Source organism: Pseudomonas sp. SWRI18 (assembly GCF_014268345.1).
GTDB lineage: Bacteria > Pseudomonadota > Gammaproteobacteria > Pseudomonadales > Pseudomonadaceae > Aquipseudomonas > Aquipseudomonas cedrina.
Genome location: NZ_JACCQQ010000007.1, coordinates 163,933 through 190,456 on the forward strand (window position 1 = coordinate 163,933; position 26,524 = coordinate 190,456).

Genomic DNA, 26,524 nt, shown 5'->3' on the forward strand with positions numbered 1-26,524 from the left:
TTCTTATAGAGAGAAGCCGGGTTACTGGATGCTGTAGCCGCCGTCGATCATCACGTTTTCGCCGGTGATCATCTTGGCCGCGTCGCTGACCAGGTAGAGCACCAGGCCGGCGATTTCCTCAGGCTGGGCGAAACGCCCCACCGGGATCTGCAATTTGGCCCGTTCTCCCAGCTCGCCGGCCCAGGCCTGCTTGCCCAGGGCGGTTTCGACAATGGTCGGTGACACGGCGTTGACGTTGATGCCATGGGACGCCCATTCCATGGCCAGGACCTTGGTCATGCCGACCACGGCGGCCTTGCTGGCGCAGTAGGCGACGTGGCGGTCCAGGCCGATGACGGCGGCCTGGGACGCGAGGTTGACGATACGCCCGCCGCCACGTTCGAGCATGTGCCGGGCACAGGCCTGGGCCACGAAGAAGCTGGCCTTGAGGTTGATATCCAACGTGGTGTCCCAGGCGTTTTCGCTGACCTCCAGCGCCTTGTCCAACAGGGCCACGCCGGCGCTGTTGACCAGGTAATCGATACGCCCCAGATGGATGGCCGCCTGGTCGACCGCCGCCTGTATCGCGTCGGTCTGGCGCAGGTCGACCCTCAGGCCCAGGTGGCCGGTACCTAGCCCTGTGGCGACGTCAACCACGGCCGGGTCGCGATCCAGCAACACCACAGTCGCGCCACGCTCCGCCAACAGTTCGGCACAGGCCCGGCCGATACCGGCGGCGCCCCCGGTGATCACGGCGCAACGGCCGGTGAGGTCGAACGCCTGGTTCCAGAAATTGGACATTGCACACACTCCGCTTAGCGTTTTTTCTTGCGCCAGACATCGATCAACACCGCGAGCACGATGATCAATCCCTTGGCCACTTGTTGGTAATAGGAGGACACCCCTAGCAGGTTCAAGCCGTTGTTGATCACGCCGATCAGCAGTGCACCGAACAGCGTGCCGACGATGCTGCCGGTGCCGCCCGACAAGCTGGTACCGCCGATCACCACGGCGGCAATCGCATCCAGTTCATAGGAAACGCCCGCCTGGGGCAGGGCCGAGGTGGTGCGCGCGGCGAGTACCACGCCAGCCAATCCCGCGAGCAGCCCGGAAATCACATACACCGAGAACGTCACCTTGCGCACGCCGATGCCGGAGGTGCGCGCGCTTTTCTCATTGCCACCCACCGCGTACACGTAGCGGCCGTAGGTGGTATAGCGCAGTACCATCCAGAAGATCAGCGCGACCACCGCAAAGATAATAATCGGCACGCCGATGGGGCCCAGCTTGCCGATGCCCATGGCCAGGAAGCTGTCCGGCAGGTCAGTGACCGGGCTGCCGTCGTTGAGGATAAAGGTCATGCCCCGCGCCACGCTGAGCATGCCGAGGGTGGCGACAAAGGGCGGGATCGACAGGTTGGCGACCATGAAGCCGTTGACCACGCCGAGCATGGCGCCGGCGAACATCCCCGCGCTCACCGCCGCGAGCAGGCCATAACCCTGGGTGGCGACCAGCGCGCTGCACAAACCGGCGAACGCCAGGATCGAGCCCACCGACAGGTCGATGCCCTTGGTCAGGATCACGTAGGTCATGCCCACGGCGAGGATGCCGTTGATCGAGGTCTGGCGCAGGATGTCCATCCAGTTGCGCCAGGTCATGAAGTATTCGCTGGAAAATGCCATGACCAGGCACAGCAGGATAAATACCAGCGGCAAGCCGAAGCGGTCGAGGGACAGGCGCAGGCGATTGCGCGGCGCGGCGGTGACGGGGGCGGCGAGGACTTTGCTATTCATGAGGCAAGACTCAACAAGGCTTCCTGGGAAAGGGCGGTGTCGGTGCTGACGGTCACCAGGCGACCGCCCTTGAACACGGCGATGCGATCACTCAGGTGCAGCAGTTCCGGCGCTTCGGACGAAACCACGATGGCCGCGCCACCGGCACGCACGAACGCGTCCAGCAAGTGATAGATCTCTTGCTTGGCGCCCTCGTCGATGCCGCGCGTGGGCTCGTCGCACAGCAGGCAGATCGGCTGGGTCGACAGGCATTTGGCGAGCACGACCTTTTGCTGGTTGCCGCCGCTCATGGACTCCACCGGCAGGTCGAGCGATGAAACCTTGATCTGCAGGCGCTTGACCAGGCTCTGTGCCAGGGCCTGTTCCTTGCTTGGGTTGATCACCGACCAGCGCGACAGCTGCTTATAGGCCGACAGCGCAATGTTCGAAAGGATGCTGGCGCTGAGCACCAGGCCGCTGTCTTTGCGGTCTTCGGTCACCAGCGACATGCCGGCGCGAATCGTCGCCGACGGCGTACCGGTGGGCAAGGGCTGGCCTTGCAGGGTGGCCGTGCCCGCATCAGGCACGGTGAGGCCATACAGGCAGTTGAGGAATTCGCTGCGGCCCGAGCCCATCAGTCCATAAATACCGAGGATTTCGCCCTGGCGCAGTTGCAGGCTGATGTCCTGGAACTCGCCGTCGCGGCTCAGGCCGCTGACCTCCAGGCAGGTGGCGGCCGTGCATGCGCGACCGACCTTATGGTCGATGCGCTGCAGCTCCTGGCCAACGATGCCGCGCACCAGGTGGGCGCGGTCGATATCGGCCATGCGCCCGCTTTCCACAAAGGCGCCATCGCGAAAGATGCTGTAGTCATCGGCGATCTGCGCCAGTTCGCTGAGGCGGTGCGACACGTAAATGATGCCGGCGCCGCGCGCGGTCAGGCGGCGGATGGCCTTGAACAGCGTTTCTGTTTCGCGCTCGCCGATGGCCGAGGTGGGTTCGTCCATGATCATCACCTGGCAGTCGTGGCTGAAGGCCTTGGCGATTTCAACCAACTGAATTTGCGCCACGCTCAGGCGGTGCATCGGGCTGGTGGCGTCCACCTCGAATTCCAGGCTTTGCAGCAGCTCGCGGGTGCGCCGGTTAAGGGCCTTGCTGTCGACAATGCAACCGGCGCGGCGCGGTTCGCGGCCCAGCCAGATGTTTTCGGCCACGGTCATGTAGGGGATGGGTTCCAGCTCCTGAGTGATCATCGCCACGCCGGCGGCGAGCGCCGCGCCGGGGCGGTCGAACTGCACCGGCTGGCCGTTGAGCAGGATGCTGCCGGCGTCACGCTGGGTGATGCCCATCAAGATACTGAGGAAGGTCGATTTACCGGCGCCATTGCCACCGCACAGGGCGTGCACGCTGCCGGCACGCAGGGAGAGCCGCCCGTCGCGCAGGGCCGGGACCCCTGCGTAGGCTTTGCAAACTTGTTCAGCCTGGAGCAGTAATGGCGTGGCCATCGGTGTGTCCTCTTGCTGATTTTCTTATTAGTTATGCGTATCCAACAGCGTGATCATATGATCGGATAGTGATCATATGTTTAAACCGCTTGTGCGTATTTTGTCAATGGGTTGCGCCGTGTCTTCCTGGGTTTTTGATATTTTTACCCGTATCCCCTGCTAAATAAGCCTTGACAGCGAAGGGTTTGCCGTCCGCTAATGATTGTGCAATATTTCAGTATGTGATCATTTGATCGTGTCGGAGAAGCAGTCATGGGTGCACACACTAGGTTTTCGGTAGCCGTCGGTTGCGATGAGGCAGGCTTCGAACTCAAGGAATTGCTCAAGCGCTATATTGAAACCTTGGGTTACGCGGTTCAGGACTTTGGCTGTCACTCACTCAGCCCCGTGCTCTATCCGGATATCGCGGTGGCGGTTGCGACGGCGGTGGAGGCCGGCGAGCAGCGCCTGGGCGTGCTGATTTGCGGCACAGGCATCGGCATGGCGATTTCAGCCAACAAGATCAACGGCGTACGCGCGGCCCAGGCCCATGACACCTATTCGGCCGAGCGCGCGCGCAAAAGCAACGACGCACAGATCCTGTCCATCGGTGCACGGGTGATCGGAACCGAGCTGGCCAAGAGCATCGTCAAGGTGTTCCTGGCATCGGAATTCGAAGCGGAGCGCTCCGGGGCGAAAGTCGAGCGCATCACGGCGCTCGAGCAGGCTGACAGGGCGTTGCCAAGGGGCAAGGAGGGCGCGTGAAGCGCGCCTCCTGTGGCGAGCGGGCTCGCCCCGCGTTGGGCTGCGGAGCAGCCCCAAAACCTGCCTCTGGGGTATGCCTTAATCGAACACTGTACCTGTGGCGAGGGAGCAAGCTCCCTCGCCACAGCAACTACTGGCGACTCAGCGTCGGCACAACGCCTGTGCAAACCCCCATGCCACGGCGAGCTGTGGGCCCTTGAGGTACCGCGAAACATTTATTAATACTTATCTCTTCTCTACAGTTGTACGACGTCGTATCAACTGTGTTCGACTAGCTGGGCTCTCACAAAAAAAATAACGGAGACTTCCCACTATGACCGGTTTTCCTTCCGTCGAAGGCAAGGCTGTGGCGCCTGCGCCCGGCCATGTTGTACGACTTCTGAAGCTGCTTGGCCCAGGCGTCATCGCCGTACTGTCCTGGCTGGGCGCAGGCGATCTGATTACCTCCTCCGTTGCCGGCGCCAACTACGGCTACGCCATGATGTGGGTGCTCGCGGTATCGCTACTGCTCAGGTACCTGATCGTCAACATCATTGCGCGCTTCCAGCTGTGCAATAACCAAGGCATGACGATCCTTCAGGGCTATGCCCAGCTGAATCCGTTTTTCGCCTGGTTCCTGCTGGTGTACGCGCTGCTGATGGGGCATTTGATGAATGCCTACATGATCAAGGGCGCGGGTGAAGCGCTGGCCATGCTGTTCAAGACCGACTATGCGCTGCTGTGCTCGGTCGCCGTGGTGCTGGCGGTATGGCTGCTGGTAGGGCGCAATATCTATTCGATGATCGAAGGCGTGATGAAAGGCCTGCTGGCGATCATGACCCTGGCGTTCATTGCCCTGGCGGTGATGTCCGGGCCGGATATGGCGGGCATTGTCCGAGGCACGATCGGTTTCAGCATTCCGCCGGATGAGGGCGTACATGGCGCGTTGCTGGTGGCGGTGTCGGTGATCGGCGCGGTGGCGGGTTCGATCGCCAACTTCGTGCACCCCTACGTGATGCGCCAGAAAGGCTGGGTCGGCCCGCAGCACAAGCGTATCCAGCGTAACGACCTGCTGTTTGCCGTGTTCGTCGGCATCGTGATCAACCTGGCGATCTGGATTGTCGGCGCCGAGATCCTGCGGCCCAACGGCATCGAAGTGAAGACCTTGGGCGACCTGGGCAAGGCGCTGGAAATCTTCTTCGGCCCGATCGGCTGGTACATCTTCTTTATCGGTGTGTTCGCGACGCTGTTTGCCAGCATCTCGGGCAAGACCACGGCCTTCCCGATGCTGATCACCGATGCGTTCCAGCACGTGCGCCCCGGACGCCGGGAGCGCTACGGCAAAGAGTTCCACCATGACCCGATGCACAAGTGGTTCATGCTGTTCATCCTGGTGACACCCCTGATCTGGTCGCTGCCGGGCATGCCGGACTTCGTCACCCTGACCATCGGCGTCAGCGCGTTGAACATCATTGGCCTGCCGGTGATTTCCCTCGGCTTGCTGATCATGTCCAACCAGAAGTCGCTGCTCGGCAAGGAGTATCGCAATAACCTGTTCGAGAACATTGCGTTGCTCTTCGCCACGGGACTGGCGCTGTGGGTCGCGTTCCAGTTGGGGGTCGAGCTGTTCAAATGATGACTGGGTGAGAGGTCAAGGTGCGTAGCGATCAGGCGGTGAAAGGCTCACCGCCTGGTGGGAGGGGAGAGTCAGTACTTGAAGCGGCCCACCAGGCCTTTGAGTTGGCCGGAAATATCCGTCAACCGACCTGAGCCGGTCTGCGCCGTGTGGGCAAACTCTTCGACCAGTTGCGCATCGGCATGGATCTGCGCGATGTGCCGGTTGATCTCTTCGGCCACCTGGTGCTGTTCTTCGGCGGCCGTGGCGATCTGGGTGTTCTGGTCGCGGATCGAGTCCACCGAGCCGCGGATCTTGTCGAAGCTGTCGCGGGCCTGCTGGATGCGTTCCACGCTGGTGTGCGACACCAGCAGGCTGCCTTGCATTTGCTGGGTGACTTCCTGGGTGCGACGGGCGAGGTTGCCGAGCAGGCTGTCGATTTCGCCCGTGGAGTCGGCGGTACGGCGGGCCAGGGCGCGGACTTCGTCGGCGACCACCGCGAAGCCACGGCCCTGGTCACCGGCGCGTGCGGCTTCGATGGCAGCGTTGAGCGCCAGCAGGTTGGTCTGTTCGGCAATCGAACGGATGGTGTCGAGGATGGTGTTGATGTTTTTGCTGTCTTGCTCCAGCAGTTGCATTGTCTGGGTCGACTTCTGCAGGTCTTCGCTGAGCTTGAGCACGCTGCCGGTGGCTTCGCCGATATGCTGCTGGCCGTCGTGCACGTCGCGGTAGCCTTCGTCGGCACTGACGGCGGCGGCGCTGCAGGAACGCGCGACTTCGTTGGCGGTGGCCACCATTTCATTGAACGCGGTGCTCACCAGCTCCACGGCTTCGCGTTGACGGCCGGCGGCCTGGTTCATGTTGTGAGCCACCTCGCTGGTGTCGGCAGCGGCGGTCTGCAAGTCGGAAGAGGCGTTGCCGATGCGCTGCACCAGTTGGGCGATCATGCCCAGGAACTGGTTGAACCAGCCGGCCAGGCTGGCGGTTTCGTCCTTGCCTTGCACCTGGAGCTGGCGGGTCAGGTCGCCTTCACCTTCGGCGATCTCTTGCAGGCCGTCGGCCACGCCGCGAATCGGGCGCACGATCATGCTGGCGAAACTGGCGCCGACAATGGCGAACACCACGGCCAATGCCGCGGCGATGGCAGCGATCAACCAGGTCAGGCTGGTGGCGCCGGCCATCACTTCATCGCGCTTGATCAGCCCGATAAAGCGCCAGCCCAGGTCTTTGGAGCTGACCACGTTGGCCATGTAGGCGACGCCGTCGATGTCGATCTGCGTTACGCCGTCACCGCCCTTGGCCAGTGCAGCGTAGTTCGGGCCCAGGTCGGCCAGGGGCTTGAAGTTGTGCTTGGCATCGCTGGGGTCCACCAGCACGTTGCCGTTGCCTTCCACCAGCATCAAGTAGCCGCTGTCGCCGAGCTTGATGTTGCGCACCAGTTCGGTGAGCTGCTTGAGCGACACGTCCAGGCCGACCACGCCGAGAATGTTGCCGGTGGCGTCGGCGACGGTGTGCACGGTGCCGATCAGCACCACATCGTCGGGCGCCCAGTAATAGGCGCCGGTGCGCACGGTGGTGCCCGGCGCGGCGATGGCGGCCTTGTACCAAGGGCGCACGCGGGGGTCGTAGTTGTTCAGTTTGGTGTCGTCAGGCCAGCTGGCGTAGCCGCCGTCGGCGAGACCCAGGGACAGGTAAGCGGTGCTCGGATGGCTTTTGGCGAACTGGTCGAAAATCGCCAATAGCTCTTTGTTGGTCGGGGTCAGCGGGATTTGCGCCGCGTCGGCACCGGCGTAGCTCTTGAGGTCCTTGGCCGCGACAACGCGCGGGTCCCTGGCCACGAAGTCGACGTTCTGGCTGATACCGGCGAAGAATTGTTGCATGCCATTGTCGATCTGGCGGATCTCGCGGCCGCTGCTGTCGAGGAAACTGGCCTGGGCCCCCTCGCGCAGATTCAACACGACCAGCACGGCCACCAGAATGACTGGCACGCACGCGATGGCGGCAAATGCCCAGGTCAGCTTTTGCTTGATATTCATGACTTCACCCGCGGGTATTTATAATTTTGGCAAGGGGAAAACAGTAGCGTCGAGCGTCGCATGTGTTGTTTTGAGGGGGGGTGGCCCATGCGTACCCTTTATATCGACTGCACGGGCACGCACTTGAGGACCGCAGGGGGTATTTAACCGATGCGTTCGCCACCCAGCGCGTCGCGCTGCATCGACTGCAGGTTTTTCTCGATGGTTTCGCAGATGGTTTCCATCTGGATCTGGTGCTCACTGGAGCTGAACGGGCTTTGCAGGTCGGTGCCGATGCGTTCGATGGCCAGCAGCATGAAGCCCACCACCGTCGAGGCCAATGGGGTGAACCAGCCCAGGGATTCCACCAGGCCCACCGGCACGATCAGGCAGAACAGCGAGATAAACAGGCGCGGGAAATACACGTAGGGGTAGGGCAGGGGCGTGTTGGCGATGCGCTCCATGCCGCCCTGAGCGTTGGACAAGTCCACCAGGGTCGACTCCAGCCGCGCCAGGCGGATGCTGTCCAAGTGACCGGTTTTGTATTCCTTGGCCAGCAAGGCGGCGGAGCCGGTGAGAATATCGTTGGCAAAGTTATTGGTCGCGCCATTGCGGGCAAATTCTTCGGCGGGGATAAACGCACGCACTTCCTCAGGACACGGCTCGCCCTTGAGGTGCGCGGCCAGGCAGTTCACATAGGCGACATGGCGGCGCAACAGGGTGGCCTTGACCGGGTTCACCTCGCCGTCGGGGTCGTCCAGCAGGGTCAGGACCTGGCGCGCAAAGCTGCGCGAGTTATTCACCATCGCGCCCCACAGGGTGCGGGCTTCCCACCAGCGGTTGTAGGCGCTGCTGTTGCGAAAACTGATCAGCACCACCAGCGCCGAGCCCAGCAGGGTCAGGGGCATTAATGGCAAGTTTATCTTGGCGGTGAGAAACAGCATGAAATCCACGGTGACGGCCACGTCCCACAGCAACAGCCAGAACAGCGCCCAGCCCACGTAGCCCATGGTCTTGATGATCAAACGGTATTTTTTGATGATGGCGGCTTTCAAACGACGACCTCGCGCGAGCGGTAAGCAACAGTGCCTTAGCTCGGACGCCAGTGAATAGGGAAGGTTCGCCGTGGTCCTGAATCGTTTAAGCTGCTCGTCGGTTGTCTGCTGTTGGATCCAAAATTCTGGAGGTTTCATGAAAATCGGTGTGATTTCCGACACCCACGGCCTATTACGGCCTGAAGCCGTGGCGGCGCTGGAGGGCTGCGAGCAGATCATCCATGCCGGCGATATCGGCGGCCCCGAGATTCTCGAGCAATTGGCGCGCATCGCGCCGTTGCACGTTGTACGCGGCAATAACGATCAGGGCGCGGCGTGGGCGCAGCAGGTGCCTGACCATCTGATGATCGATGTGAACGGTTGGCAGACCTTGGTCGTGCATGACATTGCCGACGTACCGGCATTGCTCGAGCGTGATACGCGCCTGGTGATCACCGGCCACTCGCATAAACCGCTGATCGAGTGGCGGGCCGAGACGCTGTATGTGAACCCCGGCAGCGCGGGGCGGCGGCGCTTCAAGCTGCCGGTGACGCTGGCGGTGCTGGACGTGCAGGCAAAGCGCATCGAGCCGCGGCTGATCGCGCTGCTGGACTGATACCAGGATTACCGCTGGGCGAGAACGCTGGCCAGCAACCCTGGAAAACGGCTCTCCAGCTCATCGCCGCGCAGCGAGTTCATGTGGGTGGTGCCCACGCTGCGGGTGTGCACCAGGCCGGCATCGCGTAAAACCCGGAAGTGATGGGACATGCTGGATTTTGGCCGCCCACCGTCCAGTTCGCCGCAAGTCGCCTCCGGCACGCCGGCCAGGCAACGCACGATGTCCAGGCGCACTGGATCACTCAAGGCGTAGAGCACGCGTTCGAGGGTCAGGTCTTGAGGGGTGGGGTGTTTGAAGGCTCGCATGGCGCGGATGATAACAGGGGGGTATCGCTGAATACCATAGTTCGATTACCATCGAACTATCGAATCACTCATCTGTTGCTGGAGTCCCCCATGTCGGCATTGTTCGAACCCTTCACCCTCAAAGACGTCACCCTGCGTAACCGTATCGCCATTCCACCGATGTGCCAGTACATGGCCGAAGATGGCATGGTCAACGATTGGCACCATGTGCACCTGGCCGGCATGGCCCGTGGCGGCGCCGGGCTGCTGGTGGTAGAAGCCACCGCCGTGTCCCCTGAAGGCCGCATCACGCCGGGCTGCGCCGGTATCTGGAGCGATGCCCACGCCGAGGCGTTCGTGCCGATGGTCCAGGCGATCAAGGCCGCAGGCTCGGTGCCGGGCATCCAGATTGCCCACGCCGGGCGCAAAGCCAGCGCCAACCGTCCATGGGAAGGCGACGACCACATGCCGGCCTCTGACGCGCGCAGCTGGGAAACCATCGCGCCGTCGGCCATTGCCTTTGGTGCCAACCTGCCGAACGTGCCGCGCGCCATGACCCTGGACGACATCGCCCGGGTCAAACAGGATTTCGTCGACGCCGCCCGTCGTGCCCGTGACGCCGGCTTTGAATGGATCGAGCTGCACTTCGCCCACGGCTACCTGGGCCAGAGCTTCTTCAGCGAACACTCCAACCAGCGCACCGACGCCTATGGTGGCAGCTTCGACAACCGCAGCCGTTTCCTCCTGGAAACCCTGGCCGACGTGCGCGAAGTGTGGCCGGAAAACCTGCCGCTGACCGCGCGTTTCGGCGTGATCGAATACGACGGCCGCGACGAGCAGACCCTCACCGAATCCATCGAACTGGCCCGTAACTTCAAGGCCGGCGGCCTGGACCTGTTGAGCGTCAGCGTGGGCTTCACCATCCCTGACACCAACATTCCGTGGGGCCCGGCGTTCATGGGCCCGATCGCCGAACGCGTGCGCCGCGAAGCCGGTATCCCGGTGACTTCGGCCTGGGGCTTTGGTACGCCGCAACTGGCCGAAGGCGCGTTGCAGGCCGGGCACCTTGACCTGGTTTCGGTAGGCCGTGCACACCTGGCTGACCCGCATTGGGCGTATTTCGCGGCCAAGGAACTGGGTGTCGAGAAGTCCTCGTGGACCTTGCCGGCGCCGTATGCGCATTGGCTGGAACGCTATCGCTGAGGCGAGCCGCGCGGTAAATGAGCCACTCGTTTGAGTGGCTTTTTTTCGGCCAGATTTTGATACAAGCCAGGTACCAAAAAAATAACGAATGAGAATGTATGTCAAACGAGAATTGATTGGTATACCATGCCCGCCGAATTCTTGGCAGGTTTGCCGCCCCATCTGGCTCATTCACTAGGTCCAACTTCCATGCGTCGTACCCTGATTTCCATCTGTGTGCTGCAGGCGTTTTCCCCCTTCAGTTGGGCAGACGTTGCCCCCTCCGAGAAAGCCAGCCTGGAGTTGCAAACGACCAGCGTAACCGGCACAGCGGATTTCGAAACGGCGCAAGGGCCGGTCAAGGGTTACCACGCCACACGTTCGGCCAGTGCGACGCGCACCGACACCTCGATTCATGAGACACCGCAGTCCATCACCGTAGTGTCCAAAGACGTGGTCGAGGACATCGGCGCGACCCGACTGCAGGATGCCCTGGATTACGCGGGTGGCGTGGGCCGGGCGAACAACTTTGGTGGGCAGGGTCTTACCACCTTTACCGTGCGCGGCTTCACCACCGGTGAGTTCTATCGCAACGGGTTCCCGATCAACCGCGGCTACCCGAACATGCCGGACGCCAACACCATCGAACGCCTGGAAGTGCTGCGCGGCCCGGCGACCATGCTCTACGGCCGTGGCGATCCCGGCGGTACCTTCAACGTGGTGTCCAAGCAGCCACTGGCCGAGCGTACCGTGACCCTTGGCAGCCAGTTGAACGACCAGGGCATGAAACGCGGCACCCTGGATGCCTCCGGCCCGTTGGACGACGAAGGGCGCCTGGCCTATCGCCTGAACGTGGTGGGCGAGGGTGGCGACACCTTCCGTGACCATGTCGAGACCGAACGCTACGGCGTGGCGCCCGTAATCACCTGGCAAGCCACCGATGCGACCAAGGTGACTTTCGAAGGCGATTTCATGCGCAACAATCACCCGCTCGATCGTGGGCTAACGCGTTTCCCCAACCAGCGTGGCACGCCTTCCCGCGATACGTTCTGGGGTGACAAGGACGCGGGCAAGTTGCATAACGACAACAACATGGCGCAGTTGCGTTTCGAGCATATGCTCAATGACAACTGGACCTTGGGCGGTGGGTTTCAGTGGTTGGATGGATCGCTGGCAGGCAACGCCATTGAGGCCAACAACCCGCGAAGCCTGGGCGCCGATGGTCGCACCCTGCAGCGCAACTTCAATTACCGCAAGCTGGAATGGACCGACAAGGACTACCAGCTCAACCTGACCGGGCATTTCTCCACCGGTGGTTTCGAGCACACCTTGCTGACCGGCATCGAGTACGAAGACTACGACTACAAGTCGATCATCCAGCGCTCCAGCGACGTTGCGGGCACTTACCCGATCGATATCTTCAACCCGGTCTACGGCCAGGCGCGTCCGCCGCTGACACGCACGCCGACCCACGACAAGGAAAACCTCAAGACCTACGCAGCCTTCGTGCAGGACCAGGTGGCCCTGACCGAACGCTTGAAGGTCCTGGCCGGCGCGCGTTTCGAACGTTTTGAACACGACTACGAAAGTTATGTGACGGGCGTGAGTCCCTTTCAGACCGCAGAGAACGCCGTCACCCCACGTGTGGGTGTGATCTACGACCTCACCGATACGGTCGCGGTGTATGCCGACGCCGCACGCTCGTTCAAGCCGAACACTGGTGCTGCCCGCGAAGGCGGCGGCTTCGATCCGGAAAAGGGCAAATCCTACGAGATGGGGATCAAGTGGGAAGCCCTGGACCGCCAGTTGAGCGTTGACGCGTCGATCTATCAGATCGAGAAGAAAAACGTATTGACCACCGACCCGGTGGTCAACACGTTCAGCGTCGCGGCGGGTGAAGTGCGCAGCCGAGGGTTTGACCTCAACGTCGCGGGCAACCTCACGCCGGAGTGGCGCATGATCGGCGGCTATGCCTATGTGGATGCCGAAGTCACCAAAGACAACAGCATTCGCTCCGGCACGCGCTTGTTGAACATCCCACGCAACAGCTTCAGCCTGCTCAACGTGTATGAGTTCCAGGACGGCGCCCTTAAGGGCCTGGGCCTGGGTGTCGGCGGCAAGTACGTCGACCAGCGCGCCGGCCAGACCGCCAATACGGCGTTCTCGATGGACGCCTACACGGTGGTGGACTTACTCAGCTACTACAAGATCAATGAACAGGTACGCGTCAATCTGGACGTGAAAAACCTGTTCAACCGTGAGTATGAGGAAGGCGCGTTCGGCAATATCTACGCCTACCCAGGCGCGCCGCGCACGATACAGGTGGGCATCTCCTACACCCTGTAACGGTAAACGCAGAGCAAAAAAAATGTGGGAGCGGGCTTGCTCGCGAAAGCAGTGTGTCAGTCGCCGAATTAATTGACTGGTCCACCGCCTTCGCGAGCAAGCCCGCTCCCACATTTGGCCCGTGTTTCGCCAGCTCGGTGCCTGTCGGCTGTGAGACAGTCCGGGAGCAAGCTCCCTTGTCACACAGCTTGGGTTTCACCTGGCTTCAGAGCGGAGTGAGCACGTTCATCACCGTATCCAACGCCACCCGCGTGTCATCCAACTGCACCAGCGACGCATGCCGCGCGCCCAGTGCGTCGCGGTTTTTGATCGCGGTCAGGATCGCCTTGTGCCGGGGCAGGCTCAGGCCCTGGATATCCGGGCGGCGGTTGGTGATGTTGATCGACTCGCGCAACGGCAACGACAGCATGTTGCACATATAGGCGAGCAGGTCGTTGCGGGTGGCGTCGGCAATGGCGCGGTGGAAGTCCAGGTCGGCCTGCAGCAGGTCTTCGTGGGTCTTCGCGGTTTCCATGCCGCCGTAAGCCTTCTCGATGATGGCGATGTCTTCGTCGGTGGCCGTGGTCGCCGCCATGGCCGCGATTTCCGGTTCGAGAATGCGCCGCACACCGGCCAGCGTGTTGAAAAACTCGCTGTGGGGCGTGGACTGCATCAACCAGGACAGCACGTCCGGGTCGAGCAGGTGCCATTTCAAGCGGGGCCGCACCACCGCGCCCACCCGAGGCTTGGAGTACACCAGGCCCTTGGCGCTGAGCACCCGCGTCGCCTCACGCAACACCGAGCGGCTGACCTTGTACTCCTCGCAGAGCGTGGCCTCCATGGGCAGCCGTTCTTCGGGCTTGAAGCGGCCGGAAACGATGTGCATGCCCAAGTCCTGAACGATCTGGGCATGCTGGCTCTTGCGCGGCTTGGGCGGCTGGTGATCCATAACGACGGGGAGGCTCTGACTTAGATTCGCGGCATCATAGCATCCCAATTAGTGGGAATGCCGTGGGACTTCCGCCCCGCGGCAACCCACCAGGAAATCGAAGTCGCAACCCTGGTCGGCCTGCAGTACATGGTCGATGTACAGCTGGCGATAGCCACCGACGATGAGCTTTTCGGTGGGCGCCAGGTTCGCCATGCGTTCTGCCAGCTCTGCGTCGGGGATGTCCAGGTGCAGGCGGCCATTGGCGCAGTCCAGTTCGATCCAATCGCCTTCCTTCACCGCGGCCAACGGCCCGCCCGCTGCGGCTTCCGGTGCCACATGCAACACCACCGTGCCGTACGCCGTGCCGCTCATGCGCGCATCGGAAATACGCACCATATCCGTCACGCCCTGGGCCAGCAGCTTGGCCGGCAGGCCCATGTTGCCGACTTCGGCCATGCCTGGGTAACCCTTGGGCCCGCAGTTTTTCATGACCAGGATCGAGTTGGCGTCCACGTCCAGCTCCGGGTCGTTGATGCGTGCCTTGTACATGTCGAAGTTCTCGAACACCACCGCGCGGCCGCGGTGCTGCATCAGCTCCGCGCTGGCCGCTGAGGGCTTGAGCACCGCGCCCAGCGGCGCCAGGTTGCCACGCAGCACGCAGATGCCGCCGTCGGCGCGGATCGGGTTGTCGAGGGTGCGGATCACTTCATCCTGGCCGTAGATCGGCGAATCCTTGGTGTTTTCGCCCAGGGATTTGCCATTCACGGTCAGGGCATTCGGGTGCGGAATCAGGTTGGCTTCACCGAGGCGGCGCAGCACGGCGGGCAGCCCGCCGGCGTAGTAGAACTCTTCCATCAGGAAACGCCCCGACGGCTGCAGGTCGACAATGGTCGGCATGCCACGGCCGATGCGGGTCCAGTCATCCAGGTCCAGCTCCACGCCGATGCGCCCGGCGATGGCCTTGAGGTGGATCACGGCGTTGGTCGAACCGCCGATGGCCGCGTTCACGCGAATCGCGTTTTCGAACGCCTCTTTGGTGAGGATCTTCGACAGCTTCAAATCTTCGCGCACCATCTCTACCGCGCGCATGCCCGACATATGCGCCAGCACATAGCGCCGCGCATCCACCGCCGGGATCGCCGCGTTGTGGGGCAGGGAGGTGCCCAGTGCTTCGGCCATGCAGGCCATGGTCGAGGCCGTGCCCATGGTGTTGCAGGTGCCCGCCGAACGCGACATGCCGCCCTCGGCCGCGAGGAAATCATCCAGGGTAATGGTGCCGGCTTTCACCTGTTCGCTGAGCTGCCATACCACGGTGCCCGAGCCGATGTCCTGGCCCTTGTGCTTGCCGTTGAGCATCGGCCCGCCGGTCACCACGATCGCCGGCACGTCGCAACTGGCGGCGCCCATTAGCAGGGCCGGGGTGGTCTTGTCGCAGCCGGTCAGCAGTACCACGCCGTCAATCGGGTTGCCGCGAATCGCTTCTTCCACGTCCATGCTCGCCAGGTTGCGGGTGAGCATGGCGGTAGGGCGCAGGTTCGATTCGCCGTTGGAAAACACCGGGAATTCCACCGGGAAGCCGCCGGCCTCGATCACGCCGCGTTTGACGTGCTCGGCGATCTGGCGGAAATGCGCGTTGCACGGGGTCAGCTCCGACCAGGTGTTACAGATGCCGATGATCGGCTTGCCATGGAACTGATGGTCGGCAATGCCCTGGTTCTTCATCCAGCTGCGGTACATGAAGCCGTTCTTGTCGGCGGTGCCGAACCACTGGGCGGAGCGTAGGCCGGGCTTTTTATCAGACATGATCGATTCTCTTATTGTATGACTATATGTTCTATGCGTGCCTAAACATAAGCGCAAAATCGATGCTTTGGAAGAGTTGTTTTGCAAATAGTCCTACTATATAGTCAGCCTCAACTGAGGTATGACCCTGGCGGATTTTCGCGAGAGGCGTCCCCCGAGCTTCTATAAGAACAACAATCGGAGATCGACCCCATGAGCCAGGAGCTGCGGCTTATTCGGCGCATCACGCTGAAACTGATTCCCTTCCTGATCCTGCTGTACCTGATCGCCTACGTGGACCGTTCCGCCGTGGGCTTCGCCAAGTTGCACATGGGCGCCGACGTCGGCATTGGCGATGCCGCCTATGGCCTGGGCGCGGGGTTGTTCTTCATTGGCTACTTCCTGTTCGAGATCCCCAGCAACCTGATGCTCGACCGCTTCGGCGCACGGCGCTGGTTTGCGCGGATCATGCTCACCTGGGGCGCCATCACCATCGGCATGGCCTTTGTGCAAGGGCCGCACAGCTTCTATGTGATGCGCTTTCTGCTCGGCGCGGCCGAAGCGGGCTTCTTTCCGGGCGTCCTGTACTACATCACCCAATGGTTCCCGGTGCGCCACCGCGGCAAGATCCTCGGGCTGTTCATTCTCTCGCAACCCATCGCCATGATGATCACCGGCCCTGTGTCCGGCGGCCTGCTGGGCATGGACGGTATCCTCGGCCTGCACGGCTGGCAGTGGCTGTTCATCGTGATCGGCACCCCGGCCATCCTGCTGACCTGGCCAGTGCTGCGCTACCTGCCGGATGGCCCGAAGCAGGTCAAGTGGATGAACGACGAGGAAAAAGCCTGGCTCACCGGCGAACTGGCCAAGGACCTGCAAGCCTACGGCCAGACCCGCCACGGCAACCCGCTGCATGCGTTGAAAGACAAACGTGTGTTGTTGCTGGCGCTGTTCTACCTGCCGGTGACCCTGAGCATCTACGGCCTGGGCCTGTGGCTGCCGACCCTGATCAAGCAGTTCGGCGGCAGCGACCTCACCACCGGTTTCATCTCCGCCGTGCCGTATATTTTCGGCATCATCGGCCTGCTGATCATTCCGCGCAGTTCCGACCGTTTGAATGATCGCTACGGCCACTTGGCGGTGCTCTATGTGCTGGGTGCCATCGGCCTGTTCTTCAGTGCCTGGCTCAGTGCGCCAGTGCTGCAAATGGCCGCGCTGTGCCTGGCGGCCTTCGCGCTGTTTTCCTGCACGGCGGTGTTCTGGACCTTGCCGGGGAGGTTCTTCGCCGGCGTCAGCGCGGCGGCGGGCATTGCCCTGATCAATTCGGTGGGCAACCTCGGCGGCTATATCGGCCCGTTCGTGATCGGCGCGCTCAAGGAACACACCGGCAACCTGGCGTCGGGCTTGTATTTCCTGTCGGCGGTGATGGTGTTCGGGCTGGTCCTGACCGGCGTGGTCTATCGCCTGCTGGAGCGCAAGCACGTGCTGCCCGCCGACCAATTCGCCGCCAGCGCCCGTGGCGCCACACGACCTTAATCTGGGAGAAAATCCATGCGTTTAGTTCAGTTCGAGACAAGCAACGGCGAACGCCGCGTCGGCGTTGTAGAGGGCAATAGCCTGCGCGAAGTCCAGACGGCGCGCAGCGTGCGCGAGTTGGCGTTGGCCGCCATCGAAGCGGGCGTGGGCCTGGAACAGCAGGTTAACAGCCTCGGCCTGGGCGACAGCCACGACTATGCAAGCCTGCTGGCCGACCTGAAGATCCTGCCGCCGTTGGATCACCCGGACCCAGCGCATATGCTGATCAGCGGCACCGGCCTGACCCATCTGGGCAGCGCCTCGGCGCGCGACAAGATGCACCAGGCCGGCGACGAAACCGCCTTGACCGACACCATGCGCATCTTCAAATGGGGCGTGGAGGGCGGCAAACCGGCGGCCGGCCAGGCGGGCGTGCAACCGGAGTGGTTCTACAAGGGCGACGGCAGCACCGTCGTGCGCCCGGGCGCCGCCTTCCCGGTGCCGCCGTTTGCCGAAGATGCCGGTGAAGAGCCGGAAATCGGTGGCCTTTACGTGATCGGCCCGGACAGCAAGCCTTACCGTGTGGGCTATGCGGTGGGCAACGAGTTCTCCGACCACATCATGGAGCGCAAGAACTACCTGTACCTGGCCCATTCCAAACTGCGCAGTTGCAGCTATGGCCCCGAGGTACGCGTGGGCGAATTGCCCCAGCACCTGGCGGGCACCAGCCGTATCCTGCGTAACGGCGAGGAAATCTGGCGGAACGAATTCCTCAGCGGCGAGGCCAATATGTGCCACAGCCTGGAAAACCTCGAATACCATCACTTCAAATACCGCCAGTTCCTCAAGCCCGGCGATGTGCATATTCACTTCTTCGGCACCGCCACGCTGTCATTCGCCGACGGTATACGTACCCAGGCCGGCGATGTGTTCGAGATCAGCCAGGCTGAGTTCGGCGCGCCGCTGGTCAACCGTGTCGGCAGCAGCGAAGCGGCATTCGAACCCGGCAACGTCATCACCCTTTAAAGGAGAGCCCCATGACCCAGTATCTCGGCCACAACTACATCGGCGGCCAGCGCAGCGCCAAGGGCAGCGTCAAGCTGCAAAGCGTCGACGCGACCACTGGCGAAGCCTTGCCCCAGGATTTCTACCAGGCCACCCCGGAGGAGGTCGACGCCGCCGCCAAGGCCGCCGCGCAGGCTTACCCGGCGTACCGCGCCTTGAGTGCCGCGCGCCGCGCACAGTTCCTGGATGCGATCGCTGACGAACTGGATGCCCTGAGCGATAACTTCATTGGGTTGGTGTGCCGCGAAACCGCACTGCCGGCAGCGCGCATCAAGGGCGAGCGCGGGCGCACCAGCGGCCAGATGCGCTTGTTCGCGACCGTGCTGCGCCGCGGTGATTTCTACGGCGCGCGCATCGACAAGGCCCTGCCGGATCGCCAGCCACTGCCACGCCCGGACCTGCGTCAGTACCGCATCGGCCTCGGCCCGGTGGCGGTGTTCGGCGCGAGCAACTTCCCCCTGGCGTTCTCTACGGCGGGCGGTGATACCGCAGCGGCATTGGCGGCAGGCTGCCCGGTGGTGTTCAAGGCTCATAGCGGGCATATGGCCACGGCTGAACAGGTTGCCAGTGCAATTATTCGCGCGGCCGAAGCCACCGAAATGCCGGCCGGCGTGTTCAACATGATCTTTGGCGGCGGCGTCGGCGAAGCGCTGGTCAAGCACCCGGCCATCCAGGCCGTGGGCTTCACCGGTTCGCTCAAGGGCGGTCGTGCCTTGTGCGACATGGCCGCGGCGCGTCCGCAACCGATCCCGGTGTTTGCCGAGATGTCGAGCATCAACCCGGTGATCGTATTGCCCCAGGCCCTCAAGGCGCGGGCCGAAAGCGTGGCCCGCGACCTGACCGCTTCGGTGGTGCAGGGGTGCGGCCAGTTCTGTACCAATCCTGGCCTGGTGATCGGTATCGCGTCGCCTGAATTTACCGCGTTCACTCAACAAGTGGCTCAACTGATCGGCGAGCAACCGGCGCAAACCATGCTCAACGCCGGCACGCTTGGCAGCTACGGCAAGGGCCTGGAAAAACTCCTGGCGCACGCCGGTATCCAGCACCTGGCGGGCAATGCCCAGGCAGGCAACCAGGCGCAGCCGCAACTGTTCAAGGCCGATGTGCGCCTGTTGATTGACGGCGACGAAGTGCTGCAGGAAGAAGTCTTCGGCCCCACTACGGTGTTTGTCGAAGTCGCCGACCAGGCGCAGCTCAGTGCGGCCTTGCACGGCCTGCACGGGCAATTGACCGCTACGATCATTGGCGAGTCGGCTGACTTTCAGCAGTTCGCCGAACTCACGCCGCTGCTGGAACAGAAAGTCGGGCGCATCCTGCTCAACGGCTATCCGACCGGCGTGGAAGTCTGCGATTCGATGGTGCACGGCGGGCCGTACCCCGCGACATCCGATGCCCGTGGCACCTCGGTCGGCACCTTGGCCATCGACCGTTTCCTGCGTCCGGTGTGCTTCCAGAACTACCCCGACAGCTTGCTGCCCGATGCGCTGAAAAATGCCAATCCGTTGCGGATCCAACGGCTGGTGGACGGCACGCCATCGCGCGAATCGCTGTAACGCACGCCTGAGAACAACAACCATCCAGGAGGCACCATGTCGTTTCACGCTGTCACCACGCATCGCGCGCAACTGGGGGAGGGCCCGTTCTGGGACGCGCCCACCCAGGCGCTGTACTGGGTCAATATCGCCGGCAAACAGGCGCTGCGCCTGATGGACGGGCACTTGCAGGTGTGGCAGTTGCCCGAACATGTCTCGGCGTTCATCCCCTGTGAAAGCGGCGATGCGCTGGTGACCTTGAGCAGCGGCGTGTATCGCCTCGACCTGGTCACCGAAGCCCTGACGCTGCTGTGCGTGGCCGACCCGCAACCGGGCAACCGGGGCAATGAAGCGCGCTGTGATGCGCAAGGTCGCCTGTGGCTGGGCACCATGCAGAACAACCTCGGCGAGCAGGGTGAAGACCTGCCCATCACCCGACGCTCCGGCGGCCTGTTTCGCATCGATGCCGATGCGCAGGTTACGCCGTTGCTCAGCGGGCTGGGCATTCCCAACACCCTGCTATGGAGCGATGACGGCACGCAGGTGCATTTCGGCGACAGCCTGGACGGCACGCTGTACCGGCACGGGATTGCGCCGGACGGCCAGCTGCATCCGGCGCACGTCTGGTTCGGCCCGCACGAACGCGGTGGGCCGGACGGCTCGGCCATGGACGTGGAGGGTTACATCTGGAACGCGCGCTGGGACGGCAGTTGCCTGCTGCGCCTGACGCCTGATGGTCAGGTGGACCGCATCATCGAACTGCCGGTCAGCCGCCCCACCAGCTGCGTGTTCGGTGGCCCCAACCTCACCACCCTGTATATCACCAGCGCCGCCAGCCCATTGGATCACCCCCTGGATGGTGCGGTGCTGGCCATCGAGGTCGACGTGCCAGGCAAGCCCTGTCACCGCTTTGCCGGTTAAACCCAAGACTTTGAAAAACAACAACAAGGAGTCACCCGTATGAATCGTCGTCGTGGTTTGCGTTCCCTGTGCTGCGCCGCTGTGGCGGTCTCGGCCATGAGCTTGAGCGGGCTGTTGCTGGCCGCTGAAGAAGTGAAGATCGGTTTTCTGGTCAAGCAGGCCGAAGAGCCGTGGTTCCAGACCGAATGGGCCTTTGCCGAAAAAGCCGGCAAGGAACATGGCTTCACCGTGATCAAGATCGCCGTGCCGGATGGCGAAAAAACCCTTTCGGCCATCGACAGCCTGGCCGCCAACGGCGCCAAGGGCTTTGTGATCTGCCCGCCGGACGTGTCCCTCGGCCCGGCCATCGTCGCCAAGGCCAAGGCAAATGGCCTCAAAGTGATCGCCGTGGATGACCGTTTTGTCGACGCCAAAGGCGCCTTTATGGAAGACGTGCCGTACCTGGGCATGGCCGCGTTTGAAGTGGGCCAGAAGCAGGGCGCCGCAATGGCCGCCGAAGCGAAAAAACGCGGTTGGGACTGGAAAGACACCTACGCGGTGATCAACACCTTCAACGAACTCGACACCGGCAAGAAGCGCACCGACGGCTCGATCAAATCCCTGGAGGAAGCCGGCATTCCCAAGGACCACATTCTCACCGCCGCGCTTAAAACCCTCGACGTGCCCGGCAGCATGGACGCCACCAACTCGGCCCTGGTCAAGCTGCCCAGCGGCGCGAAGAACCTGATCATCGGCGGCATGAACGACAACACCGTGCTTGGCGGCGTACGCGCCACCGAAAGCGCCGGCTTCAAGGCCGCCAACGTGATCGGCATCGGCATCAATGGCACCGACGCCATTGGCGAACTCAAGAAGAAAGACAGCGGCTTCTTCGGCTCAATGCTGCCCAGCCCGCACATCGAAGGCTACAACACCGCCCTGATGATGTACGAGTGGGTCACCAAAGGCACTGAGCCACCGAAGTATACGGCGATGGACGAAGTAACCCTGATCACCCGCGCCAACTTCCAGGAAGAACTGACCAAAATCGGGCTGTGGAAATGACCGCTGCCGCCTTGCGATTCGACGGCATCGGCAAAACCTTTCCCGGGGTCAAGGCGCTGGATGGCATCAGCTTCATCGCCCACCCGGGCCAGGTGCACGCCTTGATGGGCGAGAACGGCGCGGGCAAGTCGACGCTGCTGAAAATCCTCGGCGGCGCGTACATCCCTAACAGCGGCACGCTGCAGATCGGCGAACAGACCATGGCCTTCAAAAACGCCGCTGACAGCATTGCCAGCGGCGTGGCGGTGATCCACCAGGAGCTGCACCTGGTGCCGGAAATGACCGTGGCCGAAAACCTGTTTCTCGGGCACTTGCCGTCGCGCTTCGGCGTGGTCAACCGCAGCCAGTTGCGCAAGCAGGCACTGGCCTGCCTCAAGGGTCTGGCGGATGAAATCAATCCCGAGGAAAAGCTCGGTCGGCTGTCCCTGGGCCAGCGCCAGTTGGTGGAAATCGCCAAGGCGCTGTCCCGTGGCGCCCATGTGATCGCCTTCGACGAACCCACCAGCAGCCTGTCGGCGCGCGAGATCGACCGCTTGATGGCGATCATCACCCGCCTGCGTGACGAGGGCAAAGTGGTGCTGTATGTGTCGCACCGCATGGAAGAAGTGTTCCGCATCTGCAACGCCGTTACGGTGTTCAAGGACGGGCGCTATGTGCGCACGTTCGAGGACATGAGCGCGCTGACCCATGATCAACTGGTGACGTGCATGGTCGGTCGCGATATCCAGGACATCTACGACTATCGTCCGCGAGCGCACGGTGACGTCGCGCTCAAGGTCGATGGCCTGCTGGGTCCCGGCTTGCGCGAGCCGATCAGTTTCAATGTGCGCAAGGGCGAGATTCTCGGCCTGTTTGGCCTGGTCGGGGCAGGGCGTACCGAGCTGTTCCGTCTGCTCAGCGGCCTGGAGCGTTCCAGCGCCGGGCAACTGGAACTGTGTGGCGCGCCACTGCGCTTGCAGTCACCCCGCGACGCCATCGCCGCCGGCGTGTTGTTGTGCCCGGAAGACCGCAAGAAAGAGGGCATCATTCCGCTGTCCAGCGTCGCCGAAAACATCAACATCAGCGCGCGTGGCGCGCATTCCTCGTTCGGTTGGCTGCTGCGTGACGGCTGGGAGAAGCGCAACGCCGATCAGCAGATCAAGGCGATGAAGGTCAAGACGCCGAATGCGGGGCAGAAGATCATGTACCTCTCGGGCGGCAATCAGCAAAAGGCCATTCTCGGCCGCTGGCTGTCGATGCCGATGAAAGTCTTGCTGCTGGACGAGCCGACCCGTGGCATCGATATCGGCGCCAAGGCCGAGATCTACCAGATCATCCATAACCTCGCGGCCCAGGGCATCGCGGTGATCGTGGTGTCCAGCGACCTGATGGAAGTGATGGGCATTTCCGACCGCATCCTGGTGCTCTGCGAAGGCGCACTGCGGGGTGAGCAAACCCGCGAACAGGCGACTGAATCCAACTTGCTGCAACTGGCCTTGCCACGCAGCGTGGCGAACTGAGAGACGACTATGACAACCCAAGACAACGCGTTGCCCTCGGCACGCAAACCCCTGGATATGCGCGCACTGCTCGACAACTGGGCGATGCTGCTGGCTGCCGTGGGCATCTTTGTACTCTGTGCCTTGCTGATCGATAACTTCCTCTCGCCGCTGAACATGCGCGGGCTGGGCCTGGCGATTTCCACCGTGGGCATCGCCGCCTGCACCATGCTGTTCTGCCTGGCGTCGGGGCACTTCGACCTGTCGGTGGGCTCGGTGATCGCCTGCGCCGGGGTGGTGGCGGCGATTGTGATGCGCGACACCGACAGCGTCATGCTCGGCATCGGCGCCGCGCTGGGGATGGGTTTGATCGTCGGGCTGATCAACGGCATCGTGATCGCCAAACTGCGGGTCAACGCGCTGATCACCACGCTGGCGACCATGCAGATCGTGCGCGGGCTGGCGTATATCTTCGCCGACGGCAAGGCGGTGGGCGTGTCCCAGGACCAGTTCTTCGTGTTCGGCAACGGCCAATTACTGGGCGTGCCGGTGCCGATCCTGATCACCATCGTCTGCTTCATGTTTTTCGGCTGGCTGCTCAACTACACCACGTACGGGCGCAACACCATGGCCATCGGTGGCAACCCGGAAGCGGCGTTGCTGGCGGGCGTCAACGTGGACCGCACCAAAATCCTGATCTTTGCCGTGCACGGCGTGATCGGCGCACTGGCCGGGGTGATCCTGGCCTCGCGCATGACCTCCGGCCAGCCGATGATCGGCCAGGGCTTCGAGCTGACGGTGATCTCGGCCTGTGTGTTGGGCGGGGTGTCATTGAGCGGCGGGATCGGCATGATCCGGCATGTGATCGCCGGGGTGTTAATTTTGGCGATCATCGAGAATGCGATGAACCTGAAGAACATCGATACGTTCTACCAGTACGTGATCCGCGGCTCGATCCTGCTGCTGGCCGTGGTCATCGACCGTATGAAACAACGCTGAGTCAGGGCCTATGAGGACTCAATGTGGGAGCGGGCTTGCTCGCGAATGCGGTGTGTCAGCTCCGAATCTGTTGACTGACACGCCGCCTTCGCGAGCAAGCCCGCTCCCACAGGTTTAATCGGCGGAGAATTTGAAGACGGTGTTCTGGGTGTAGGTCTGACCCGGATTCAAACGGGTCGAGGCAAACTTGGGCTGGTTAGGTGCATCTGGATAGTGCTGGGTCTCCAGCGTGAAACCACTCCAGTGCAGGTAAGTCTTGCCGCCTTTGCCCTTTACCGAACCATCAAGGAAGTTGCTGGTATAGAACTGCACGCCCGGCTCGGTGGTGTAGAGCTGCAATCTGCGCCCCGACTCAGGATCATGCACCTCGGCCGCCAGTTTCTTCACGTCACCCTGGGTGTCCAGCGCCCAGTTGAAGTCGAACCCGCCTTGTTTAGGCTCGGCAAACTTGAGCTGCGGATGATCGGCCTTGATGTGCTGGCCGATCGGCGTCGGTTTCAGGAAGTCCATCGGCGTGCCTTTCACCGGCGCCACTTCGCCGGTCGGAATCAGGGTGGCATTCACCGGCGTGTAATGGCTGGCGTGCAAGGTAGCCACTTGCTTGAGAATGTCGCCATTGCCCGCGCCGGCCAGGTTGAAGTAGCTGTGGTTGGTGAGGTTGAGCACCGTCGGTTTGTCGGTGGTGGCTTTGTAGGCGATGTGCAGTTCGTTTTTATCGTTGAGGCTGTAAGTGACTTCGGTTTTCAGGTTACCGGGAAAGCCCATTTCACCGTCCTTGGACAGGTAGGTGAGGGTGACGCCCACCGAGTCCTTGCCCTTGACCTCGGCGGCCTTCCACACCTGCTTGTCGAAGCCTTGCGCGCCGCCATGCAAGGAGTTGGGGCCATCGTTGAGCGGGACCTGGTAGCGTTTGCCGTCCAACTCAAAGGCACCGCCGGCCAGGCGATTGCCGAAGCGGCCGATGGTCGCGCCGAAAAACGCCGTGCCGGCCTGGTAGCCCTGCACGTCGTCGAAGCCCAGCACCACGTCGTCGACCTTGCCGTTTTTGTCCGGCACTTTCAGCGACTGCAGCACGCCGCCGTAGGTGATCACCGTGGCTTGCATGCCGTGGCTGTTGCGCAGGATGTACTGCTCGACGGCGGTGCCGTCGTTGGTTTTACCGAAAGGTTTGTGTTCGCTGGTGAGTCCTGCGGCCTGGGCGCCGCCGCTGACGATCAGCATGGACATGGCGAGACCGGACAACAGATAACGAGGGTGCTTCATGGTCGAACTTCCTTTTGTTGTTTTGAGTGGAATAGTTCTACTAATAGCGATATTTTGTCGGTTGGACAGCGAATTTATAGCCTTAAACGCCGTATTTGCAAAATAAAATAAGACTAATTGAGCGAGGCAACCTTTCATGACGACTCAACACGCGGTTTATCCCGACCTCGAAGGCAAGACCGTGCTGATCTCCGGCGGTGCTTCGGGTATCGGCGAATTCATGGTCCGGGCCTTCGCCGCCCAGGGCGCCAAGGTGGGGTTTGTGGACCGTGCGCAAAGCCAGGGCGAACGCCTGGCGGCGCTGTTGAGTTCGCGCGGGCACACCGTGGAGTTCGTCAATTGCGACATCACTGACGAGATCGGCTACAAAGCCGCCATCGGCCGCTTCGAACATTCATTGGGGCCGATCACCGTGCTGGTGAACAACGCCGCCAATGACGTGCGCCACACGCTCGAAGAAGTCGACTCGGAAATGTTCGACAGGCTGATCTCGGTCAACCTCAAGCACGCCTTCTTCGCCGCCAAGGCCGTAGTGCCGATGATGAAAAACGCAGGTGGCGGGGCGATCATCAACCTGGGGTCGGTGGGCTGGATGATGGCCTCCGCCGGCTACCCGGTGTACGCCGCCAGCAAGGCCGCCGCCCACGGCATGACCCGCGCCCTGGCCCGGGAATTGGGGCCGAGCCGCATCCGCGTCAACACGCTGGTGCCCGGTTGGGTGATGACCGAAAAACAACTGGCGATGTGGGTCGACGATGCCGCCAAGGAACTGATCAGCCGCAGCCAATGCTTACCGGGCAGCGTACTGCCGGAACATATTGCCAATATGGCGCTGTTTCTCGCCTCCGATGCGTCGGCGATGTGCTCGGCGCAGAACTTCATTGTGGATGGTGGTTGGGTCTGAACCCGGCGCAATCGCCCAGACAATGAAAGCCCTAAAT

General features: G+C 62.3%; 22 protein-coding genes. 13 read left to right on the forward strand and 9 right to left on the reverse strand.

All coding sequences use genetic code 11. From position 1 onward, the window contains the following. Positions 1 to 21 precede the first annotated feature (21 nt). From H0Z09_RS10690 to H0Z09_RS10700, 3 genes are read right to left on the reverse strand one after another with little or no spacing between them, the layout of a single operon-like run. On the reverse strand, positions 22 to 780 hold the full coding sequence (locus tag H0Z09_RS10690) for an SDR family oxidoreductase (RefSeq protein WP_186690334.1): 759 nt from the start codon (positions 778 to 780) through the stop codon (positions 22 to 24). A gap of 14 nt (positions 781 to 794) precedes the next feature. Then, positions 795 to 1,772, reverse strand: a complete 978-nt coding sequence (locus tag H0Z09_RS10695) for an ABC transporter permease (RefSeq protein WP_076954377.1) — start codon at positions 1,770 to 1,772, stop codon at positions 795 to 797. Beyond that, positions 1,769 to 3,256, reverse strand: coding sequence for a sugar ABC transporter ATP-binding protein (locus H0Z09_RS10700; RefSeq protein WP_186690336.1), 1,488 nt, complete (start codon positions 3,254 to 3,256; stop codon positions 1,769 to 1,771). Before H0Z09_RS10700 ends, H0Z09_RS10695 begins: the two co-directional genes overlap by 4 nt. A gap of 252 nt (positions 3,257 to 3,508) precedes the next feature. Here H0Z09_RS10700 and rpiB point away from each other — a divergent pair, with 252 nt between their 5' ends. Together rpiB and H0Z09_RS10710 are read left to right on the forward strand one after the other, a co-directional pair. After that, positions 3,509 to 4,000 carry a ribose 5-phosphate isomerase B gene (gene rpiB / locus H0Z09_RS10705; RefSeq protein ID WP_076954375.1) on the forward strand — a complete coding sequence of 164 codons (492 nt, stop codon included), beginning with the start codon at positions 3,509 to 3,511 and terminating at the stop codon, positions 3,998 to 4,000. A gap of 313 nt (positions 4,001 to 4,313) precedes the next feature. Continuing rightward, positions 4,314 to 5,615, forward strand: a complete 1,302-nt coding sequence (locus tag H0Z09_RS10710; protein WP_186690338.1) for an Nramp family divalent metal transporter — start codon at positions 4,314 to 4,316, stop codon at positions 5,613 to 5,615. Positions 5,616 to 5,686: 71 nt separating this feature from the next. Here the strand turns inward: H0Z09_RS10710 and H0Z09_RS10715 are convergent, their stop codons facing one another. Then, on the reverse strand, positions 5,687 to 7,630 hold the full coding sequence (locus H0Z09_RS10715; protein ID WP_186690341.1) for a methyl-accepting chemotaxis protein: 1,944 nt from the start codon (positions 7,628 to 7,630) through the stop codon (positions 5,687 to 5,689). Between the two features lie 143 nt (positions 7,631 to 7,773). Beyond that, a complete protein-coding gene (locus tag H0Z09_RS10720) occupies positions 7,774 to 8,664 on the reverse strand; it encodes a bestrophin family ion channel (protein WP_076954347.1) in 891 nt (296 codons plus the stop codon). A 136-nt stretch (positions 8,665 to 8,800) separates the two neighbouring features. Here H0Z09_RS10720 and H0Z09_RS10725 point away from each other — a divergent pair, with 136 nt between their 5' ends. Next, a complete protein-coding gene (locus tag H0Z09_RS10725) occupies positions 8,801 to 9,259 on the forward strand; it encodes a metallophosphoesterase family protein (protein ID WP_186690343.1) in 459 nt (152 codons plus the stop codon). An 8-nt stretch (positions 9,260 to 9,267) separates the two neighbouring features. On the opposite strand, the gene H0Z09_RS10730 is transcribed toward H0Z09_RS10725, so the two are convergent. Then, positions 9,268 to 9,567, reverse strand: coding sequence for a helix-turn-helix domain-containing protein (locus tag H0Z09_RS10730; protein WP_186690345.1), 300 nt, complete (start codon positions 9,565 to 9,567; stop codon positions 9,268 to 9,270). Positions 9,568 to 9,657: 90 nt separating this feature from the next. On the opposite strand from H0Z09_RS10730, the gene H0Z09_RS10735 reads away from it, so the two are divergent. Further along, a complete protein-coding gene (locus H0Z09_RS10735; protein WP_186690347.1) occupies positions 9,658 to 10,749 on the forward strand; it encodes an NADH:flavin oxidoreductase/NADH oxidase in 1,092 nt (363 codons plus the stop codon). A gap of 189 nt (positions 10,750 to 10,938) precedes the next feature. Continuing rightward, a complete protein-coding gene (locus tag H0Z09_RS10740; protein ID WP_186690349.1) occupies positions 10,939 to 13,074 on the forward strand; it encodes a TonB-dependent receptor in 2,136 nt (711 codons plus the stop codon). A gap of 205 nt (positions 13,075 to 13,279) precedes the next feature. On the opposite strand, the gene H0Z09_RS10745 is transcribed toward H0Z09_RS10740, so the two are convergent. Both H0Z09_RS10745 and H0Z09_RS10750 read right to left on the reverse strand, forming a co-directional pair. Beyond that, positions 13,280 to 14,002 (reverse strand): FadR/GntR family transcriptional regulator, encoded by a 723-nt coding sequence (locus H0Z09_RS10745; RefSeq protein ID WP_076954340.1) that lies wholly within the window; start codon positions 14,000 to 14,002, stop codon positions 13,280 to 13,282. A gap of 48 nt (positions 14,003 to 14,050) precedes the next feature. Next, positions 14,051 to 15,787, reverse strand: coding sequence for an IlvD/Edd family dehydratase (locus H0Z09_RS10750; RefSeq protein WP_076954339.1), 1,737 nt, complete (start codon positions 15,785 to 15,787; stop codon positions 14,051 to 14,053). Between the two features lie 192 nt (positions 15,788 to 15,979). Between H0Z09_RS10750 and H0Z09_RS10755 the strand changes: the two genes are divergently transcribed. Genes H0Z09_RS10755 through araH form a run of 7 tightly spaced genes read left to right on the forward strand, consistent with a single transcriptional unit; the run spans position 15,980 to position 24,320 of the window. Further along, positions 15,980 to 17,302 carry an MFS transporter gene (locus H0Z09_RS10755; RefSeq protein WP_186690351.1) on the forward strand — a complete coding sequence of 441 codons (1,323 nt, stop codon included), beginning with the start codon at positions 15,980 to 15,982 and terminating at the stop codon, positions 17,300 to 17,302. A gap of 15 nt (positions 17,303 to 17,317) precedes the next feature. Beyond that, the gene (araD1, locus tag H0Z09_RS10760) at positions 17,318 to 18,307 is read left to right on the forward strand and encodes an AraD1 family protein (protein WP_186690353.1); all 990 of its coding nucleotides are present in this window, start codon (positions 17,318 to 17,320) and stop codon (positions 18,305 to 18,307) included. An 11-nt stretch (positions 18,308 to 18,318) separates the two neighbouring features. Next, positions 18,319 to 19,899: an aldehyde dehydrogenase (NADP(+)) gene (locus H0Z09_RS10765; RefSeq protein WP_186690355.1), complete on the forward strand. Its 1,581-nt coding sequence runs from the start codon at positions 18,319 to 18,321 to the stop codon at positions 19,897 to 19,899. Between the two features lie 36 nt (positions 19,900 to 19,935). Beyond that, positions 19,936 to 20,799: an SMP-30/gluconolactonase/LRE family protein gene (locus H0Z09_RS10770; protein WP_186690357.1), complete on the forward strand. Its 864-nt coding sequence runs from the start codon at positions 19,936 to 19,938 to the stop codon at positions 20,797 to 20,799. A 39-nt stretch (positions 20,800 to 20,838) separates the two neighbouring features. After that, complete coding sequence (locus H0Z09_RS10775) at positions 20,839 to 21,843, forward strand: substrate-binding domain-containing protein (protein ID WP_057721983.1); 1,005 nt, start codon at positions 20,839 to 20,841, stop codon at positions 21,841 to 21,843. Beyond that, on the forward strand, positions 21,840 to 23,342 hold the full coding sequence (araG, locus tag H0Z09_RS10780) for an L-arabinose ABC transporter ATP-binding protein AraG (protein WP_186690359.1): 1,503 nt from the start codon (positions 21,840 to 21,842) through the stop codon (positions 23,340 to 23,342). Before H0Z09_RS10775 ends, araG begins: the two co-directional genes overlap by 4 nt. Before the next feature lie 9 nt (positions 23,343 to 23,351). Beyond that, the gene (araH, locus tag H0Z09_RS10785; RefSeq protein WP_076954333.1) at positions 23,352 to 24,320 is read left to right on the forward strand and encodes an L-arabinose ABC transporter permease AraH; all 969 of its coding nucleotides are present in this window, start codon (positions 23,352 to 23,354) and stop codon (positions 24,318 to 24,320) included. A gap of 114 nt (positions 24,321 to 24,434) precedes the next feature. Here the strand turns inward: araH and H0Z09_RS10790 are convergent, their stop codons facing one another. After that, the gene (locus tag H0Z09_RS10790; protein WP_186690361.1) at positions 24,435 to 25,583 is read right to left on the reverse strand and encodes an aldose epimerase family protein; all 1,149 of its coding nucleotides are present in this window, start codon (positions 25,581 to 25,583) and stop codon (positions 24,435 to 24,437) included. 136 nt (positions 25,584 to 25,719) lie between these two features. Here H0Z09_RS10790 and H0Z09_RS10795 point away from each other — a divergent pair, with 136 nt between their 5' ends. After that, positions 25,720 to 26,487, forward strand: a complete 768-nt coding sequence (locus tag H0Z09_RS10795; RefSeq protein WP_076954331.1) for an SDR family oxidoreductase — start codon at positions 25,720 to 25,722, stop codon at positions 26,485 to 26,487. Positions 26,488 to 26,524 lie beyond the last annotated feature (37 nt).

Coding starts and splice junctions, on each gene's coding strand:
- H0Z09_RS10710 (WP_186690338.1), top strand. CDS start 4,314: ATGACCGGTTTTCCTTCCGTCGAAGGCAAGGCTGTGGCGCCTGCGCCC.
- H0Z09_RS10730 (WP_186690345.1), bottom strand. CDS start 9,567: ATGCGAGCCTTCAAACACCCCACCCCTCAAGACCTGACCCTCGAACGC.
- araD1 (WP_186690353.1), top strand. CDS start 17,318: ATGCGTTTAGTTCAGTTCGAGACAAGCAACGGCGAACGCCGCGTCGGC.
- H0Z09_RS10790 (WP_186690361.1), bottom strand. CDS start 25,583: ATGAAGCACCCTCGTTATCTGTTGTCCGGTCTCGCCATGTCCATGCTG.
- araH (WP_076954333.1), top strand. CDS start 23,352: ATGACAACCCAAGACAACGCGTTGCCCTCGGCACGCAAACCCCTGGAT.
- H0Z09_RS10745 (WP_076954340.1), bottom strand. CDS start 14,002: ATGGATCACCAGCCGCCCAAGCCGCGCAAGAGCCAGCATGCCCAGATC.
- H0Z09_RS10775 (WP_057721983.1), top strand. CDS start 20,839: ATGAATCGTCGTCGTGGTTTGCGTTCCCTGTGCTGCGCCGCTGTGGCG.
- H0Z09_RS10695 (WP_076954377.1), bottom strand. CDS start 1,772: ATGAATAGCAAAGTCCTCGCCGCCCCCGTCACCGCCGCGCCGCGCAAT.
- H0Z09_RS10740 (WP_186690349.1), top strand. CDS start 10,939: ATGCGTCGTACCCTGATTTCCATCTGTGTGCTGCAGGCGTTTTCCCCC.
- H0Z09_RS10770 (WP_186690357.1), top strand. CDS start 19,936: ATGTCGTTTCACGCTGTCACCACGCATCGCGCGCAACTGGGGGAGGGC.
- H0Z09_RS10795 (WP_076954331.1), top strand. CDS start 25,720: ATGACGACTCAACACGCGGTTTATCCCGACCTCGAAGGCAAGACCGTG.
- H0Z09_RS10725 (WP_186690343.1), top strand. CDS start 8,801: ATGAAAATCGGTGTGATTTCCGACACCCACGGCCTATTACGGCCTGAA.
- H0Z09_RS10735 (WP_186690347.1), top strand. CDS start 9,658: ATGTCGGCATTGTTCGAACCCTTCACCCTCAAAGACGTCACCCTGCGT.
- rpiB (WP_076954375.1), top strand. CDS start 3,509: ATGGGTGCACACACTAGGTTTTCGGTAGCCGTCGGTTGCGATGAGGCA.
- H0Z09_RS10765 (WP_186690355.1), top strand. CDS start 18,319: ATGACCCAGTATCTCGGCCACAACTACATCGGCGGCCAGCGCAGCGCC.
- H0Z09_RS10700 (WP_186690336.1), bottom strand. CDS start 3,256: ATGGCCACGCCATTACTGCTCCAGGCTGAACAAGTTTGCAAAGCCTAC.
- H0Z09_RS10755 (WP_186690351.1), top strand. CDS start 15,980: ATGAGCCAGGAGCTGCGGCTTATTCGGCGCATCACGCTGAAACTGATT.
- H0Z09_RS10690 (WP_186690334.1), bottom strand. CDS start 780: ATGTCCAATTTCTGGAACCAGGCGTTCGACCTCACCGGCCGTTGCGCC.
- H0Z09_RS10750 (WP_076954339.1), bottom strand. CDS start 15,787: ATGTCTGATAAAAAGCCCGGCCTACGCTCCGCCCAGTGGTTCGGCACC.
- H0Z09_RS10715 (WP_186690341.1), bottom strand. CDS start 7,630: ATGAATATCAAGCAAAAGCTGACCTGGGCATTTGCCGCCATCGCGTGC.
- araG (WP_186690359.1), top strand. CDS start 21,840: ATGACCGCTGCCGCCTTGCGATTCGACGGCATCGGCAAAACCTTTCCC.